The sequence below is a fragment of the Micromonospora sp. NPDC051543 genome (assembly GCF_044454415.1).
Lineage (GTDB): Bacteria > Actinomycetota > Actinomycetes > Mycobacteriales > Micromonosporaceae > Micromonospora.
This window is the reverse complement of sequence record NZ_JBITDT010000012.1, coordinates 1-16,338: the sequence shown is the minus strand read 5'-3', so window position 1 is coordinate 16,338 and position 16,338 is coordinate 1. Positions and strand designations below refer to the sequence as shown.

The following is a 16,338-nucleotide window of genomic DNA, read 5'->3' as shown; positions in this document are numbered from 1 at the left end:
ATCCGGGCCCGCGAAGCCGCGTACGGAGGGCGAGCGGTGACCAGCGTGCCGTTCGAGGTGGAGCTTTCCTGGACGGTGGTCGACTACCACCGCGTGCAGCGATGCAGCCGCTGTCATCCGGACGGCTGGTGCCCGAGGGTCGCCGTAGCCCGAGCGCGGATCCTGGCTTGGCGACGGGCGGTGGGTCGTGCCCCCATTCAAGGGTGGTGACCTCCTCCACATCACGCAGGCGGCCAGCGTCCAGTTCTCCCGGCCGTTCCTCTTCCGGCTCATCCGAGTGCTGGAAGACCGGATCACGTACGACGGATGGGCCTGGATCGAGGGGTACGAGCTGGACGCCCGCAGTGAAGCAGTAGCCCGGCGGGAACCCTTCGTCCAGCCCGCCGGGCTCCGGAAACTCAAGCCTTCGCAACCCAGGAGCGGAGCTTGTCGGGGTTGAGTACGGCCCAGATGTGTTCGATGCGGTCGTCGCTGACGTCGAACGCCATCACCGACACGGTGCTGCCGTCCCGCAGAGCAACGAGACCGGGCTGGCCGTTGACCGTGCATTCCTGGAGCGTCACGCCGGCCGCCGCCGTGGGCCGGTCGACGAAGAAGCGGGCAACCTGCTCGGCTCCCTCGACCGGGTGGAGCGCGGCTGTGACGAGCCCTCCGCCGTCGCCGGTCGCCGTGGCGTCGGGTCCGAGCAGGCCGATGAGCGCCTCGATGTCCGTGGCCTCCCAGGCGCGTTTGAAGGCCCGGACTAGATCGGTACGTCGGCCTGACGCGCCCGCGTCCGGCCGCGGAACGCGGATGCGCCGCCGGGCCGACGCGGCGAGCTGTCGGCATGCCCCGGGGGTACGGCCGACGATCGCGGCCACATCGGCGAAGGGGTAGCCGAAGACGTCGTGCAGGATGAACGCGACCCGTTCGGCAGGGGTCATCGCGTCGAGTACGACGAGGAAGGCCATGCTGACCGACTCGTCGAGGGTGACCCGGTCGGCGGGGTCGGTGTCACCGGTTGACTGGCCGCTGATCCATTCGGCCCGGTCGGGCAGCGGTTCCGGGATCCATTCGCCAACGTAACGCTCGCGCCTGACCCGCGCCGAGCGGAGCAGGTCCAGGCAGATGCGGCTGGCAACTGTCGTCAGCCAGCCACCGGGTGCGTTGATGTCCTCCTGCTGGCGGGGGGACATGGCGTACCAGCGGGCGTAGGTCTCCTGCACGACGTCCTCCGCGTCGGCCAGGGAGCCCAGCAGCCGGTACGCCAGGTTGGTCAGCTGACGCCGCTCCCTGATGATCGCGCTCAGGTTCGGGTCGGGCCGGTCATCTAGCGGGTCGGACGGGTGGGCCATGAATTCATCGGCTCCTTCAGACGATCTGGCTCACCCCTTACGACGAACCGTCGCCGCGAATTGTGCGGTCGCAGGTCGCCTCACATCTTCTCGCGCTGTCTCGTCGTACCGGTCGGAACCGCAGAGGGAGGAGATCGACCGTGGAACCCGTGCACCTAGCGATCATCTACTACAGCTCCACCGGCACCATCCACACGTTGGCGCGAGCCGCCGTCGAAGGGGCCGAGAAGGCCGGCGCCACCGTGCGACTGCGCAAGGTCTTCGAAACCGCCCCGGCGGCGGCGGTCAGCGTCAGGCCGGAGTGGGACCGGCACCTGAAGGACACCGTGAACATTGCCGAGGCCAACCACGACGATCTGGATTGGGCCGACGCGGTGCTCTTCGGCACTCCCACCCGTTTCGGCAACCCGGCCAGCCAGCTCCGCGCATTCATCGACACCACGGGCCCGCTGTGGTTCGGGGGCAAGCTCGCCGACAAGGTGTACTCGGCCTTCACCTCATCCAACACGCCGCACGGCGGCCAGGAGTCCACTCTCCTGGCGCTGATGAACACCTTCTGCCACTGGGGCGGCATCATCGTGCCTCCCGGCTACACCGACCCCGTTCAGTTCCAGGCCGGCAACCCCTACGGCACCTCCCACGTGGTCGGCGACGGCACGCCCGGCGAGGTGGTCCTCCAGGCGGCCCGCCATCAGGCCCGCCGGGTCGTCGACATCACCGCCCGCCTCAAGGCGGGCGGTGCCGCCTGATCACTCGCGACGACGTACCGGACCTGGTCGTGATAGCGCGCCGTCGGAAGCCGGTGCGGGGTTGGAACCGGTGGCGTACGGCGAGCGTCTGCGGGCGTCGCCAGGTTCTCCGGACCTTCCAAGATCGGGACGTCCAGAAGGAATAAAGAACTGGCCGGTAGGTTCGTGGCACATTTTCTGCCGGCTGTTTCTTGTTGGAGATGACGTGAAGAAGCGCAAAGCATTCGCGGCTACGTTCGCTACCACCGCAGCCGTCGTGGCCTCGGTGACGGTCGCCCCGACGGCCGCGCTGGCGGTGTACAGGTGCGCCGAGAAGTATGTGGAGGTCTGCTTCTACGAGAACTTCGGCTGGACGGGTTCGACCATGGCGTTCCGGACCGTCGATGCCGGTGCCAGCTTCGCCGATTTCCGCTGGTACCAGTACACCAACGGAAAAAACCTGAATGATTCAGCGTCCTCCGTGTGGAACGGCAGTAATCACACGATCGGTGTCTTCGAGCACGGCTTCGCCGCCGGCAGCGGCGGCGGCAGGATCACGTTCGTTCCCGCGCACAGTGGAGTGGATTTCACTGGTGGCGGAGACAAGATCCCGAATGACTCCGCGTCAGCGTTCGTGGTGTTCTACGACTGAGCCTTGGCGTGCCGGCTGCTCATCGGTAGCCCCACATCCACCTGGCGCCCCGGACACCGGTCGGGCAGCGGGTGCCTACGTGAAGCTGAGGCCATCGGCCCGGGCGCGTTTGAGTTCGGAGAACGCCCGGCAGCCGGCGAGCAGGCGGAGTCCGTCGAAGACGCGCAGGGCGTCTTCTCCGCGTGGGATCGAGGAGAGCACGGGGCCGAAGAAGGCCACGCCGTCGACCACGATCGTCGGGGTGCCGAGGTCCTCACCCACGAGTTGCCGCGCGCGGGCGGTACTTGCCCGCATCTGGTCGTCGACGTCGCTCCGGCGGGCGACGTCGGCCAGGTCGGCAGGAAGGTCCACCTCGGCCAGGGCCGCCGGGATGACGACGTCGAAGTCCTTGTCGCCTTCGTCGTGGATCCGCCGACCGAGCGCGGGGTAGAGGCGGGCGAGGGCGGCGGAGCCGTATCGGGTGCGGGCTGCCGTGCACACCCGCGCCGGGCCCCAGGCCCGGTCGTTGAACGCCCGGTACCAGGGCTCCAGGTCGCGATGTTCGTTGACGACGGCGAGGCTCATCACCTCGAACCGTAGGGCGATCGGTCGTAGGCGTGCGACCTCCATGAGCCACCGCGAGGTGATCCAGGCGAACGGACAGGAGGGGTCGACATAGGCCGTCAACACGGGGGCGAACTCTTCAGGTGCTTTATCTTCCACGGAAGAGAACTTTAGCTTCCGTGGAAGCTATAGTGCAAGGGTGAACGAGGACCGGGTTGCCGACATCGTGGGTCAGTGGCGTCGTGAACGACCTGACCTGGACCCCAGCCCGCTGTTGGTCATCGGTCGGATCCAGTACCTGGCCGAGGTGCTCGACGCGGCCCTGCGGCCGCTGTTTGCCGCCGCAGGTCTAGGTAACGGCGAGTTCGACATGCTCGCCGCGCTACGCCGGGAGGGCGAGCCGTACGCGCTCACGGCGGGTCAGTTGAGTGAACGGATGCTCGTCACCACCGGTGCGGTGACCAAGCGCGTGGACCGGCTGATCGCCCGGGGTCTCGTGGCGCGCTCGGTCTCCGAGGTCGACGCGCGCGGCAGGGTGGTGGGTCTGACCCCGTCCGGAGTGACGTTGACCGACCGGCTCATCGAGGAGCACCTGGCGAACGAGGCGGCCATTCTCGGGGGCCTGACCGACAGCGACCGCAAGGCGCTCGAGCGCCTACTGGCGAAGTTGACGCGGACCGCGGGTTCTTGAGCCCTGCACACCGGAGCGCGTTACCGGTCTCCGTGGTCCGGACGCCTCGGGCGGTGACGCCAAAGGGCGGTGGCATGTCGTACCGGCCCCGATGGGCCGCCGGAGGTGGTATCAATTCCCAAAAGGTGAGGAATCCGGGCAAAGTCGGGCGGCGGGATGTCGACAGGCGCAGCAACGCTGCTTCGCAAGGCGGAGCAGCCGCAGCGGCCGAGCCTCCTGGAACTCTTCTTCGACCTGGTGTTCGTCTTCGCGCTCAACCGGGTCTCCCATCGACTCGTCGAGGACCTGACCGAAGGGCGAATGGTTCTCACCGAGGTCGGCGAGTCGTTCCTGTTGCTGATGGCCTTCATGTCGCTCTGGTTCGTCACGGCGTGGGTCACCGATCTCTACGACTCCGAGCTGCCACAGGTCCAGTTCGTGGTCTACACGGCCATGCTCGGCGCCATGATGATGGCGGTCGCGGTGCCGGAGGCGTTCGGTGCCGGAGGTCTGGTCTTCGCCGGTTCGTACGTGGCGGTGCACATCGTCCGTGGCCTCGTCATCGTGCCGGCGCTGCGCGGTCTGAAGGCTCAGAGTCGGGCGGCGGGGGTGCTCCTGTGGTTCTCGATGTCCGCCGTCCCGTGGATCGTCGGAGCGCTGCTGCCAGATGCGGCGCGGACGGTGCTGTGGGCGCTCGCGCTCGCCATCGACGGCACTGCGCTGCTGCTCTTCTACCCCGCACCGTGGAACATCTCCAGCCGACCGGGCTGGCCCGTGTCGGCGGAGTACATCTCCGAGCGGTACCGACAGTTCTTCATCATCGCGCTCGGTGAGCTGATCCTGACCACCGGATCGGCCTACAGCGACACGTCGTTCCAGGAGGGTGGCGCAGCCGCGGCGTTCGCCGTCTCGTTCGCCACGACCGTGCTGTTGTTCCGGGTGTACCTGTTCAAGGCGGGCCAGTTGCTGCCCGGGGCGCTCACCGCGACCCGTCGACCGGCGCACCTCATCCGGGAGGCGTTCATCGCCCACATGCTCATGGTCGTCGGTACCGTCGCCATCGCCGTCGGCTACGAAATCGTGATCACCCATCCGTTCGGGCCCACCGGTGCCTCCTGGATCGTCGCCATCCTCGGCGGACCGGTGCTGTTCCTGGCTGGACGAATGCTTGTCGAACACGCGGTGTTCGCGCGGGTGTCCCGCTCCCGGCTGATCGGCGCTCTCCTGCTGGTCGCCGTCGCGCCGGCGATGATCCTCGTCCCGCCGCTGGCTGTGGCCGGCACCGCCGTCGCCGTCCTGGCTGGCATTGCCATCTCGGACGCGATACGCGCGATGGGCAAACCCCCCGAGCAGCCCTCTCCACCCGGCGTCGGAGGTTGACGCATGATCCCATCTATGGGGTTTTGGCCGTTCGGCTGGGCAGGCTGATGTCCAGGCGTTGGCGCTTCCGACGGCGGACACGACCGGGGGATGAGGCTGCGCTGCAGGGCAGCGCTCTCCGGGACCCGAGCCGGACCGTGTTCTTCAGCGATGGCGTCTTCGCCATCTCCATCACGCTTCTGGTGCTGGAGATCCACCCGCCCGAGGACACTTCCCACCTCGGTCGGGGTCTGGTCGAGCTGTGGCCCTCGTTCCTGGCGTACGTGCTGAGCTTCTTCCTGATCGCCTCGATCTGGACCAACCACCATGTCATGTTCGACCAGGTCGTCGCGGCTGATCGAGGGCTGCTCCTGCTCAACACCGTGCTGCTGATGACCGTGGCGTTCCTGCCGTTCGCGGCCTCCGTACTCGCGGCGGCCTTTCGCAACGGGTCGGGTGAGCCGCTCGCCGTGTTGTTCTTCGGCGGCTCCTTCGGCCTGGGCGCGATCTTCTTCAATGCCCTCTGGTGGTACGCGCTGCGGGCGCCGAGGCTGCTGAATCCGCGGGTCAGTGCGCATGCGGGCAGGCTCGTGGGTGGACGCTTCCTGGCGGGTCCGGTGCTGACTCTCCTCGGTGCGGCGGTCGGTACGGTCGCCCCCGTCGCCGGGCTGATCATCTACGCCCTGATGATCCCCATCTTCTGGCTGCCCCTGCCCGCGCTCGAACCGGTTCTGCTCGACGACGAGGATCGGTGACGGCGCCGGCAGGCGTGATGGCGCGCGGCGGTCGTCGGCGGACTCGACCTGCCGACGACCGCCGCGCGGCTGTTCACGGGCTGGTGCAGGTTGGCGACGGGTTGGTCGGCGTACCGGTGGCGAGGAAGCCGAACGTGGCCGTGCCGCCCGGGGCCAGCGAGCCGTTGTAGGTGGCGTTGCGGACGGTCACCGTCGAGCCGCTGGTGCTCAGCGTGCCGTTCCAGACCTGGCTGATGCTCTGCCCGTTGCCCAGGGTCCAGCGGACGGTCCACCCGTTGACGGCGGTCGTGCCCGCGGTCACCGTGACCTCACCCTGGAAGCCGCCCGACCACGAGTTGACCGTGTGGTAGGCCGCGGTGCAGGCAGCGCCGGAGGGCGGTGGCGTCGTCGGTGGTGGCGTGGTGGGTGGCGGCGTCGTCGGAGGCGGCGTCGTGGGCGGTGGTGTGGTGGGCGTATCCGTGGTGGGGGATGGTGTCGGTTCACCCGGCGGCACCAGCGGGCAGGTGGCGCTGTACCGCGACACGCCCCGGCTGTCCGCCAGCGGGCAGAGGAACTGGGTGTAGCGGGTGTCGTTGTCGAGGAACGTCTTCAGCCAGGGGATCAGGAGCCGCATCTCGGTCGGGTTCGACCTGGTGAAGGAGAGGTGGTCGTTGCCGGCCAGCTCGGCCCAGGCGTGTTCCACCGTGGCCGGCAGGCTGTTGTAGATGCCCTGGACGTACGAGGGCGTGACCGTCCCGTCGTTCTGGCCGGACAGGAGCATGGTCGGCACCTGCGTGCTGGACATGTTCAGGTTGTTGCCGGGGGTGCCGGGCGCGAGACCGACCGCCGTCTTCAGGGTGGGCCGCCGCAGCGAGGCGAGCAGGGTGCCCGCGCCGCCCGCCGAGTGACCCATGACGCCCAGCCGGTTCGGGTCGACCCGGTTGCGGACCGGGCTCGTCCGGGTGAGGTAGTCCAGCGCGGCGAGCAGTTGGGTGGCCCGGGCGTCGGCGCCGTCGGTCCGGCTGTTGGTCTCGATGCCGATCACCACGAACCCGAAGGACGCCAGCCAGGGGCCCATCCAGGCCTCCTCGTTGGCGAACAGGGCGGAGTAACCGGGAACGATCGCTATCGCGCCCCAGGTGCCCAGGCTGGTGTCGGTGGGGTAGTAGACGTACCCGCCGTTGAAGCCGTTCCCGGCCGGCACGGTCGCCTGCGTGGTGGCGAACGGACCTCGGGTGGCGGCCACGCTGGCCAGGGTGGGGTCCGGGCCGCGCTGGTACGGGCTGTCCGCGACCGCCGCGTCCCGGGTGGTCGTGGCCAGCACCAGACCGAGGACCACCGCGAGTCCGGCCGTCAGCCATCTGGCCGTGCCGGGCCGCTTCATCGCCGGCTCCACTGCTGGTTGGTCTGGCCCGTGCACGTCCAGAGGACGAGCTTGGTGCCGTTGCCGGTGCCCTGGTTGTAGGGGTCCAGGCAGAGGCCGGACTGTACGCCGGTGATGGTGCCGTTGGCGTTGACGTTCCACTGCTGGTTCGTTCCGCCGTGGCAGTCGTAGATGGTGACCAGGGTGCCCGGCGAGGTGCCGTAGCCGGCGGCGTCGAGGCACTTGGTGCCGTACACCGTCAGGGTCTTGCCCGTCGTGTAGGTCCACTGCTGGTTGGTGCCGCCGTGGCAGTCCCACAACTGCAGTTGCGTGCCGTTGGTGGTGGTCGAGCCCGGGACGTCGACGCACCGGCCGGACAGCGTGCCCACGAGTGCGGTGGTGGTCTGGCCGCCGCCGCTGCTCGGGTTGCCGATGCTGCCGGCGACCGACTGCAACGCGCTGTACCAGCGGGCGGCCATCTTGTCGTATCCGCCGGCTGTGGGGTGGGTGCCGTCGATCAGGTCGGCGGTGGTGAGGGCGCTGTGCATGTCGACGAGGTGGACGCGCTTACCGGCGTTGACCTTGCTCTGCACGATGCCGGGGATCGCCGCGTTGAAGGTGCGGGCGGCGTTCTCCTGGTTGCTGTTGGAGAGCGGGATGAGCTGCGCGACGAACACCTCGGCGGTGGGCGCGGTGGTGGTGATCTTGTCGATCAGCGTGGAGAGCCGGTTCGGCGCGGTGCTCACGTTGTAGTTCTGCAGGATGTCGTTCGTGCCGATGTGCAGCAGTACGGTCTGCGGCCGTTGGGTGTTGAGCCAGTTGACGATGTTCGCGTCGATCTGGTCGATACGCCAGCCGGGATGCCCCTGGTGGTCGTGGTCGCCCAGGCTGGCTGGCCCGTTGAACTGCGATCCGACGAAGTCCACCGTGTACCGGCCGCTGGCGAGCCGCTGCCAGAGCCCGATGCGGTACCCGCCGGGTACCTGTGTGCCCTCGGTGATGGAGTCACCGAGCGGCATCACGCGTACCCCACCGTTGGACTCTGCGCTGGCGGGACTGGTGGGTGCCACCACCCCGGCGATCACGACACCGAGCGCGGCGAGTGTCGCGAGCCATCGTGCCCTCGTTCGCATGGATCTCCCCTTGGTTGGTAGAGCTGGCCGAGGGCGTTGGCCGATCGGTAGGGCCACCCGGGCAGTCGACGTCCGAAGAGAGGGCCGGCCGGACCGAGCAGCCGCCGGCTGCCGGGCGTGGCCCGGCTCGCGCCGATCGTCGGATCGGCACGGCGTTCTGCCTCAGCACTGGGACGAGTGTGAGCGCTAACAGAGACGAGTGTAGATTCATTGGCCCGATCTGGTCTACCTCGACGGCGGCCCCCCTAGCTCGCCAGGGCGCGGGCGCGAAGCCGCCAGGTGTCGCTGAGCGTGATGCCGACCAGGACGCCCGCCGCGGCGACCGTGACGAGAACGGGATCGAGCAGCATCAACACCGGCGTCGCGCCCACCAGCAGCGCCAGCCAGGCCAGACGCGACTTCGGTAGCTGGCCCAGGAGTACGTACTCGGAGTTCATCCGCCCGATCACGAACAGGACCGGTCCACCGGCGATGAGGACCACCCAGCTCGCCGGGGTGGTTCGCAGGGGCTCGTGGAGTACGAGGTCCACCCCCGCCGACGTGGCGATGACCCCGCTCACCACCACGGCGTAGACGTACGGCGCGAGGTACACCGAGTGACGTGGGCGCCAGTGCGCCGAGCGGTCGACGAGCTTGTTGCTCTGCAACACGTAGATCTGCCAGAACAGCAGCGCCGTGAGGATCGCGGCGGCGAACGCGACGGCGCGGGCCGGGGTGTACGGGGTGCTGCCGAACGTCAGCGTGGTCATCAGGGTCAGCTCGCCGAGCGCCAGGATCGCGATCTGCTGATAGCGCTCGCCGAAATGGACGCTCAACTGGCTGTACTGCTCCAGCGGTATCCGTCCGCGCAGTGGCGTCGGATAGCGCAGCGCCGCCGCCAGGTAGTCGATCGTGAGCGCGCCGATCCAGAGGCCGGTACGCCAACCCGGCTCGGCGAGGCCGCCAGCGACCCACAGCACGCCGGACACGACGAACCAGAAGAGGAAGCGCTCCTCCCGCGCGTGCGCCCGTCGTGGACGCAGCGCCACGATCAGCATGACTCCGCGAGCCAGGTGGAGACCGACGTACGCGCCGGCGAACAGGAGGCCCCGCCCGTCGTAGGCCCCCGGTAGGGCGACCGCGAGCAGAGACACGCCGATCATCGTGCCGACGACCACACCCTGGACCGCCCGGAGCTGCGGGTCGTAGAACTCGGTGGTGTTAACCGTCACCGACCAGGTCCACCAGGCCGCCAACAGCAGGACGAGCCTCTGCCCCAGACCACCCCAGGTCGGATCATCGGCCAACTGCATCGACAACTGCGCGAACACGGCCACGTAGAAGACGTCGAAGAACAACTCCAGGAGGGTGGCCCGAGCCGACGAGCTGGGTTTGCGTCGTGGCCCGGTCGGGTCCGCCCCCGTCATGGCTCCGCCGCTCCCGCTGCCGTCGTCCGCACACGCCGCCGCGACGACGCCGGACATCCGGACCCGGTGGCGCGCGGCACACGGCTACCAACGAGTGAGCCCGCCGAGGGATACCGCCGATGGCGCGTACGACGACGGTGGCCCTGGTCACTGACCCGCACGGCCGGTCTGTGGCACGGTGCAGGGCGACCGTCGCCGTACCGATAGAGGGCCCATGCTCCCCAGGACCGCCGAGCCCCACCCGCCGTCTCCCGTCGTCGAACTGTGCGACGTGACGTTCCGGCGGAACGGCAAGCAGATCCTGCACGGCATCGACCTCACCGTGGGCGAAGGCGAGCACTGGGCGCTGCTCGGCCCGAACGGGGCGGGCAAGAGCACGCTGCTGGGATTCTGCGGTGCGCTGACCCACCCGACCTCGGGGACCGTACGGATCCTCGGTCAACGACTGGGCCGCGTCGACCTGCAGCAACTCCGCAGGACGATCGGTCACGTGAACCCCCGTCACCCGCTGCGGTCACCCCTGACGATCCGGGAGGTCGTCCTGACCGGGCTCGTCGGGTCGATCGACCTGCCGCCGCGCTGGCAGCCGACCCCTGACGACCGTGACCGGGCGGATTCCCTGCTGGGCATGTTCGGGCTGGTCGACACGGCTGACGAGCGCTGGCCGACCCTCTCGCAGGGCGAGCGGGGTCGTGCCCTGATCGTCCGGGCGCTCATCAGCCAGCCGCGACTGCTGCTGCTGGACGAACCCTCGACCGGTCTCGACGTCGCGGCCCGCGAACAGTTGCTCGAGACCATCGATCTGCTCCGCGAGACCCACCCCAGCCTCGCCTCGATCATGGTCACCCACCACCTCGAGGAACTTCCGGCGACGACCACCCACGCGATGCTGATCAACGGAGGCAGCGTGGTCGCCGCCGGCCCGGCCGACGAGACGGTCACGACCGCGCAGGTCTCGGCGGCCTTCGCGCACCCCATCGAGGTACGCCACGAGGACGGGCGCTGGGCGGCCCGCGCCGGGTCCGTCCGGCGGGTGGCGGCCACCACCGCCTGAACCCGTCTCCGGTACGCCTTCGGGGTGAACGGTCGATCAGATCTGGCGCGGTTTTGATCGCCGTCCGGACTCCGCCCGTAAGGATTCACGTGGGCGCGGATTCGCCCACCCGAATCGGAGGAATCCCATGCGCAAGACGTCTCGATCCCGTCTCCGGGGACTCCTGGTCCTCGGTGTGGCCGGTGTCCTCGCGGCGGCCGGTGCGGTGACCCATCAGGCGTCCGCCGCCGAGGCGCCCGCCCCGGCCGCCGTGGGTGCCGACGCCCGCCGGGTCGACATCCCGCGTATCGCCTCGGCGATCAAGCCGCCGGCGGGTGCCCGGCCGGTGGGCGCGTACGTCGTCACCAAGGGGACGCAGACCTACACCTGCACCGGTGGCGTGTTCACCGGGGCCTCCGTGCCGGAGGCCCAGCTCGTCGGGACCGGCGGCCGGATCCACCACTTCAAGGGACCGAGCTGGCAGTCCCTGCGCGACAACTCCCTGATCACCGCCAAGAAGACGGCGGAGAGCCCGCGAGCGGGAACGATTCCGGAGCTGCTGCTGACGGTGGACAGCCACAGCGGCACCGGCATTCTCGGCAACGTGGCGTACATCAGTCGGCTCCTGACCTCGGGCGGCGCCGCCCCGGCGGGCGCCTGCACGGACGGCGCCACGACGTCGGTGCCGTACGGCGCGGTCTACGTCTTCTGGGCGGCGAAGCGGTAGCCCGCGGCGACGATCCCCGCAGCTCGACAACCGCTGGTACAGCAGGCTGTACTTTCCGCCGCGGCCGCTGCCGAGGGTGCCCACCGTGACCTATGTTGGCGCGGGAGGTGGGTGGCGATGGCATACGTGCGAGGCCGGTTCCGGGCCTCCGTCGACGCCCTCGAACACCTCGTCGGCGGGCTCGGCACCGCCCTGCTCGCGTTGGGCGCGCTGCTGTGGGCGGCGGTCGTGGCGCTGATCTGCCTGACCGGACTGGGCCGAGGACTGGTGCCCGGCGCCCTGCGCGCGGTGCGTTCGGTGGCCGATCGGGAGCGGGCCCGGCTGTCCCGCTGGGGCGCGCCGATCCCGGCGCCGGGGCCGGTGCAGGAGGGGCTGCGGGAGGCGGCAGGCGATCCGTTCGTCCGCCGGGAAGTCGGCTGGCTCACGCTGCACTCGGTCATCGGATTGCTGTCCGGGCTGGTCAACCTCACCCTGCCGCTCAACGCACTCCAGGAAATCACCTTTCCGCTGTGGTACCGGCTGGTCGCACCCGAGGACGGCGCTCCGGGGATCGTCTGGTGGCGCGTGGACGGGCTGTCCGAAGCGCTCCTGGTGGGCCTGCTCGGGGTGGGCTGGCTGGTCGCCGCGATCGCGTTCGGTCCGGCGCTGGCCCGTGTCCAGGCCTGGCCGGGCCGGTTGCTGCTGCCTCCGCCGCCGGGGATCGACCTGTCGCTGCGGGTGGCCGCGCTGACCGCCACCCGGGCCGCCGCGCTGGACGCCCACGCGCTGGAGCTTCGCCGCATCGAGCGGTCGCTGCACGACGGAACGCAGAATCGGCTGGTCGCGGTCAACGTGCTGCTGGGGGCGGCGCGGCGGGCCGTGCGGCGTGACCCCGACCGCGCCGACGAGATCCTCGGGCAGGCGCAGGACGCGGCGGAACAGGCCCTCGGCGAACTTCGTACGGTGGTGCGGGGCATCCTGCCGCCCGTGCTTGACGATCGAGGTCTCCCCGGAGCGCTGGCGGGCCTGGCCGCGAGTTGCGCGGTGCCCTGCCGGCTCACGGTCGACGTGGCCGTCCGCTGCGCGGCATCGGTCGAGGCCACCGCGTACTTCGTGGTGGCCGAGGCGCTGACGAACGTCGTCCGGCACAGCGGCGCGAGCCAGGTGGACGTCGCCGTCCGTCGTGAACAGGGTCAGCTCCTGGTGACCGTCGAGGACGACGGGCGCGGCGGCGCCGCCGAGGCGCGTGGCTCCGGCCTCACCGGCATCCGCCGGCGGATCGAGGCGTACGACGGGCGGATGACACTGACCAGCCCATCGGGAGGACCGACGAGGATGCGTGTGGAGCTGCCGTGCGGATCGTGATCGCGGAGGACGACCCGCTGCTGCGCGAGGGGTTGGCGCTGCTGCTGCGGGCGGAGGAGTTGGACGTGGTGGCCACGGCGGGTACGCCGGGCGAGTTCCTGGTCGCCGTCGACGAGCACGCGCCGGACGTGGCGATCGTGGACGTACGGATGCCGCCGACCCACACCGACGAGGGCATCGTGGCCGCCGTGGAGGCCCGGCGACGTCGCCCGGGCCTCGCGGTGCTGGTCCTCTCGGCGTACGTGGAGCAGGCGTTCGCCACCGAACTGTTCTCGGTGGGCGCCGACGGCCTCGGCTACCTCTTGAAGGAACGGGTGGGCCGGGTCGAGGAGTTCCTCAGCGCGCTACGCCGGGTCGCCGACGGCGGCAGCGTGATCGACCCCGAGGTGGTGGCCCAACTGCTCGCCCGCAACCGGCGGACCGACACGGCGCTGGCCGAGCTGTCGCCCCGCGAGCGCGAGGTGCTGGGACTGATGGCCGAAGGGCTCGGCAACACCGCGATCGCCGAGCGGCTGTTCGTCACCGACGGGGCGGTGCACAAACACATCCGGAGCATCTTCGCCAAACTTCAACTGCCGCCGGACGACCGCGCCGACCGCCGGGTCACCGCGGTGCTGCGTTACCTGGACGGCGGGCAGCGGTAGCCCCGGAACCGCCTGCCCGGCACCCCCGCGAAGGGGGCACCGGGCGGGCGGCGGCGATCAGAGGGAGATCCGGTCGAACTTCTCCCAGCTACTGATCGACGTACGGTTGGCGATCAGCGGCTTGGTGCCCTTGCTCTCCGCCACCACGTACCTGCCGTTGGCCGCGGCGCGCAGGCTGATCGTGCCGTCCGAGTTGTTGATGATGGTGAACTTCTCCCAGGTGCTGACCTTGGTCCGGTTGGCGATCAGCGGCTTGGTGCCCTTGCTCTCCGCGCTCACGTACCGACCGTTGGACCGTGAGCGGAGTGCCACGTAGCTGCCGCCCGCACTGATCACGTCGAACTGCTCCCACCGGGCAACAGTCGTGCGACTGGCGATCAGCGGCTTGGCGCCGGCGCTCTCGGCCACCACGTAGCGCTTGTTCGCCCGCGAGCGGAGGGCGACGGGAGGCGCGGCCACCGGTGCGCCGGTGAGCTTGGTGAGAGCCGCGTAGGTGCCGTTGAAGACGTTCTGGCTGTAGTTGCCGGCCTGGCTCGGGTTGCCGGCGGCGTACTGCCAGATGGTCTCCGTGGTCCAACCCGCCGGCAGCGGCGGGCGAGCCGTGGTGTAGCCGGCGATGTCCAACGGGTTGGCGCCGAACGACGCGTTCTTGCCGGTGCAGGGATTCCAGTAGTTGGTGTTCGTGTAGATCATCGGGGGCCGGCCGATGCGTGCCTTGACCTGGTCCGTGAAGGACTTGATCCAGCTCGACATCTCGGTCGGGGTGAGCCCGTAACAGGTCGGCGCCCCGCTCCAGTACGGCCACTCGATGTCGACCATCGGCACGAGGGTCTGACCGTCCTTGGCGAACTTGGCATTGTCGACGAAGAAGTTCGCCTCGTTGATCGGGTCGCGCTTGTCCGGCCGGGTGAAGTGGTACGCGCCGACGAGAAGTCCGGCGTCCTTGGCCGCCGCGTAGTCCTCGGCGAAATACGGATTGAGGTACGTCCGACCTTCCGTAGCCTTGACGTAGGCGAACTTGACGCCGCTTGCCGCGACGGCCGGCCAGTTGATCGGGCCGAGGTTGTGGTCGTGGCTGGAGACGTCGATTCCCCGGACCGTGTAACCCGCTGGGATGGCGGCGCTCTTGGCCATCGCGGCGCTGCGCGCGCCCGGAGCGACGCCGGCGTTCGCCCGGCCACCACCGTCGACGGAGGGATCGGCGGCCTGCGCCGGCTGTGTCACGCCGAGCGCCGTACCAACGGCGAGACTGGCGGACATCAGCACGCAGAGCAGTCTTCTAGGCATGGTGAGGTGGGGTTCTCCTTGCTCGCGAGGTCAATTGACCATCGGCGTGGGCCCGCAGAGTATCCCTTGTCGACGATGGGTCGCGCTGTCCTGCGCACCGAATTCAGATCATCGGCACGTGCGTCGAGCCGTACGGTGGACATTTGGTTTCGCCTTTCCCCATTCGATCCGCAGGTGATCACCCTGTTCGCGGCACGGGTGCGACAAGACAAGGGCATGCTCGTCATTACCGCGAAGCGAACCAGGGGGAATCTTCTTGACGGAGAACACGGCTGACGGGGAGCACAGACCCGGGGAGCTCCGGACGGTGCTGACCGTCGTGGCCGTCGGGATCGCGCTGGCCGTCGCCTTCGTGGCCTCGTACACCCTGGCGTTGGACCGACCGCCGCCGAACCGCATCCCGACGGCGCTCGTCGGGGACGCGACTGCCGACGCGGGCATCGCGCAGGACCTGCGGTCGCGCATGCGCGGCGCGCTGCGGTACCAGACCTATCCGAACGCCGGGGAAGCCCAGCGCGCCATCGAGCGACAACGGGTCTACGCGGCGCTGGTGGTGGAACCCGGCGGGTCGCGGCTGCTGGTCGCCAGCGCCGCCGGCAACACACTCGCCCAGATGCTGCGCAACGCCGCTCTACAGCTCAACGAGCAGGGCGGTCGGACACTGCTCGTGACGGACGTCCGGCCGCTGCCCGACACCGACCGCTCGGGTCTGGCCGCGTTCTACGTGATGATCGCCGCGACCCTGCTCGGCTTCCTGACGGCCCTGCAACTGCGGATCAACGTCGGCCGGCTGCCCCTGCGGACCTGGCTCGCCATCCTCGTCGGCCTCGCCGTCGTGGGCGGGATCGCGCTGGCGGTCACCGTGGGTCCGATCCTCGGGGCGCTTCCGGCGTCCCTTCCGGCCCTCTGGGGTACGTTGGCCGCCCAGATCGCCGTCACCGGCCTCTTCAGCACGCTGATGGTGATCCTGATCGGCCGGTGGGCCGTGGTTCCGACCTGGCTGATCTTCATCGCGATCGGCAACGCGGCCTCGGGCGGCGCCGTGGCGACCGCTCTCCTCCCGCAGCCGTACCGCACCATCAGCGTCATCCACCCGAACGGGAGCGTCATCGCGCTGTTGCAGACCACGTCGTACTTCCCCGAGGCGGTGGGCGTACGACCCGTGCTCGTCGAGGCGGCGTGGCTCGTCGGCCTGCTCGGACTCGTCCTGCTCAGCGCCAGATTGGTACGCGACGGCCCGCGCTGGAAGTAGTTCTTCGTGAGCTGTGCCGCCACGAGGGCGGGCCCGGCGTGGTGCCGGGCCCGCCCCACGGGTGGTGGTGGGTCAGGTCAGCGTTGCAGGGTGAGCAGGCCGGGGCGGTAGGGCAGTAGGCCGTAGTCG

16 protein-coding genes are annotated in these 16,338 nt (G+C 69.6%); 10 read left to right on the top strand and 6 right to left on the bottom strand.

Annotated elements, in window-relative coordinates; all coding sequences use genetic code 11:
* Positions 1-398: 398 nt before the first annotated feature.
* Entirely contained in the window at positions 399-1,334 is a 936-nt protein-coding gene (gene sigJ, locus ACIA3K_RS22000) for an RNA polymerase sigma factor SigJ (RefSeq protein WP_396803338.1), read from the bottom strand.
* A gap of 140 nt (positions 1,335-1,474) precedes the next feature.
* Between sigJ and wrbA the strand changes: the two genes are divergently transcribed.
* Both wrbA and ACIA3K_RS21990 read left to right on the top strand, forming a co-directional pair.
* Positions 1,475-2,083, top strand: coding sequence for an NAD(P)H:quinone oxidoreductase (gene wrbA / locus ACIA3K_RS21995; protein WP_396803337.1), 609 nt, complete (start codon positions 1,475-1,477; stop codon positions 2,081-2,083).
* 205 nt (positions 2,084-2,288) lie between these two features.
* Positions 2,289-2,714 (top strand): peptidase inhibitor family I36 protein, encoded by a 426-nt coding sequence (locus tag ACIA3K_RS21990; protein WP_396803335.1) that lies wholly within the window; start codon positions 2,289-2,291, stop codon positions 2,712-2,714.
* Positions 2,715-2,789: 75 nt separating this feature from the next.
* Here ACIA3K_RS21990 and ACIA3K_RS21985 read toward each other — a convergent pair whose 3' ends face one another.
* Positions 2,790-3,383, bottom strand: a complete 594-nt coding sequence (locus ACIA3K_RS21985) for a disulfide bond formation protein DsbA (protein ID WP_396803333.1) — start codon at positions 3,381-3,383, stop codon at positions 2,790-2,792.
* Between the two features lie 73 nt (positions 3,384-3,456).
* On the opposite strand from ACIA3K_RS21985, the gene ACIA3K_RS21980 reads away from it, so the two are divergent.
* The 3 genes from ACIA3K_RS21980 to ACIA3K_RS21970 all read left to right on the top strand — a co-directional run bounded on the left by ACIA3K_RS21980 (position 3,457) and on the right by ACIA3K_RS21970 (position 6,041).
* Entirely contained in the window at positions 3,457-3,948 is a 492-nt protein-coding gene (locus tag ACIA3K_RS21980; RefSeq protein ID WP_396803331.1) for a MarR family winged helix-turn-helix transcriptional regulator, read from the top strand.
* A gap of 156 nt (positions 3,949-4,104) precedes the next feature.
* Entirely contained in the window at positions 4,105-5,307 is a 1,203-nt protein-coding gene (locus ACIA3K_RS21975; protein ID WP_396803329.1) for a low temperature requirement protein A, read from the top strand.
* Positions 5,308-5,444: 137 nt separating this feature from the next.
* Positions 5,445-6,041 (top strand): TMEM175 family protein, encoded by a 597-nt coding sequence (locus ACIA3K_RS21970; RefSeq protein ID WP_396803327.1) that lies wholly within the window; start codon positions 5,445-5,447, stop codon positions 6,039-6,041.
* A 73-nt stretch (positions 6,042-6,114) separates the two neighbouring features.
* Here the strand turns inward: ACIA3K_RS21970 and ACIA3K_RS21965 are convergent, their stop codons facing one another.
* From ACIA3K_RS21965 to ACIA3K_RS21955, 3 genes are all read right to left on the bottom strand, one after another.
* A complete protein-coding gene (locus ACIA3K_RS21965) occupies positions 6,115-7,404 on the bottom strand; it encodes a cellulose binding domain-containing protein (protein WP_396803326.1) in 1,290 nt (429 codons plus the stop codon).
* The gene (locus ACIA3K_RS21960) at positions 7,401-8,516 is read right to left on the bottom strand and encodes a ricin-type beta-trefoil lectin domain protein (RefSeq protein WP_396803325.1); all 1,116 of its coding nucleotides are present in this window, start codon (positions 8,514-8,516) and stop codon (positions 7,401-7,403) included. Before ACIA3K_RS21960 ends, ACIA3K_RS21965 begins: the two co-directional genes overlap by 4 nt.
* A gap of 245 nt (positions 8,517-8,761) precedes the next feature.
* Complete coding sequence (locus ACIA3K_RS21955; RefSeq protein WP_396803324.1) at positions 8,762-9,922, bottom strand: low temperature requirement protein A; 1,161 nt, start codon at positions 9,920-9,922, stop codon at positions 8,762-8,764.
* 214 nt (positions 9,923-10,136) lie between these two features.
* Here ACIA3K_RS21955 and ACIA3K_RS21950 point away from each other — a divergent pair, with 214 nt between their 5' ends.
* The 4 genes from ACIA3K_RS21950 to ACIA3K_RS21935 all read left to right on the top strand — a co-directional run bounded on the left by ACIA3K_RS21950 (position 10,137) and on the right by ACIA3K_RS21935 (position 13,670).
* The gene (locus ACIA3K_RS21950; RefSeq protein WP_396803322.1) at positions 10,137-10,976 is read left to right on the top strand and encodes an ABC transporter ATP-binding protein; all 840 of its coding nucleotides are present in this window, start codon (positions 10,137-10,139) and stop codon (positions 10,974-10,976) included.
* A gap of 127 nt (positions 10,977-11,103) precedes the next feature.
* Positions 11,104-11,682, top strand: coding sequence for a DUF3455 domain-containing protein (locus ACIA3K_RS21945; RefSeq protein ID WP_396803320.1), 579 nt, complete (start codon positions 11,104-11,106; stop codon positions 11,680-11,682).
* A gap of 117 nt (positions 11,683-11,799) precedes the next feature.
* Positions 11,800-13,026, top strand: a complete 1,227-nt coding sequence (locus tag ACIA3K_RS21940) for a sensor histidine kinase (RefSeq protein WP_396803319.1) — start codon at positions 11,800-11,802, stop codon at positions 13,024-13,026.
* The gene (locus ACIA3K_RS21935) at positions 13,014-13,670 is read left to right on the top strand and encodes a response regulator (protein ID WP_396803317.1); all 657 of its coding nucleotides are present in this window, start codon (positions 13,014-13,016) and stop codon (positions 13,668-13,670) included. Before ACIA3K_RS21940 ends, ACIA3K_RS21935 begins: the two co-directional genes overlap by 13 nt.
* Positions 13,671-13,727: 57 nt before the next feature.
* On the opposite strand, the gene ACIA3K_RS21930 is transcribed toward ACIA3K_RS21935, so the two are convergent.
* Complete coding sequence (locus tag ACIA3K_RS21930) at positions 13,728-14,957, bottom strand: GH25 family lysozyme (protein ID WP_396803315.1); 1,230 nt, start codon at positions 14,955-14,957, stop codon at positions 13,728-13,730.
* A gap of 307 nt (positions 14,958-15,264) precedes the next feature.
* Here ACIA3K_RS21930 and ACIA3K_RS21925 point away from each other — a divergent pair, with 307 nt between their 5' ends.
* Entirely contained in the window at positions 15,265-16,209 is a 945-nt protein-coding gene (locus ACIA3K_RS21925; RefSeq protein ID WP_396803314.1) for a hypothetical protein, read from the top strand.
* The last annotated feature ends 129 nt before the right edge of the window (positions 16,210-16,338 follow it).

Bases quoted from the DNA above. Each gene is read 5' to 3' on its own strand.
- ACIA3K_RS21945 (WP_396803320.1), top strand. From the start codon at position 11,104: ATGCGCAAGACGTCTCGATCCCGTCTCCGGGGACTCCTGGTCCTCGGT.
- ACIA3K_RS21965 (WP_396803326.1), bottom strand. From the start codon at position 7,404: ATGAAGCGGCCCGGCACGGCCAGATGGCTGACGGCCGGACTCGCGGTG.
- ACIA3K_RS21950 (WP_396803322.1), top strand. From the start codon at position 10,137: ATGCTCCCCAGGACCGCCGAGCCCCACCCGCCGTCTCCCGTCGTCGAA.
- ACIA3K_RS21940 (WP_396803319.1), top strand. From the start codon at position 11,800: ATGGCATACGTGCGAGGCCGGTTCCGGGCCTCCGTCGACGCCCTCGAA.
- ACIA3K_RS21955 (WP_396803324.1), bottom strand. From the start codon at position 9,922: ATGACGGGGGCGGACCCGACCGGGCCACGACGCAAACCCAGCTCGTCG.
- ACIA3K_RS21960 (WP_396803325.1), bottom strand. From the start codon at position 8,516: ATGCGAACGAGGGCACGATGGCTCGCGACACTCGCCGCGCTCGGTGTC.
- ACIA3K_RS21975 (WP_396803329.1), top strand. From the start codon at position 4,105: ATGTCGACAGGCGCAGCAACGCTGCTTCGCAAGGCGGAGCAGCCGCAG.
- ACIA3K_RS21930 (WP_396803315.1), bottom strand. From the start codon at position 14,957: ATGCCTAGAAGACTGCTCTGCGTGCTGATGTCCGCCAGTCTCGCCGTT.
- sigJ (WP_396803338.1), bottom strand. From the start codon at position 1,334: ATGGCCCACCCGTCCGACCCGCTAGATGACCGGCCCGACCCGAACCTG.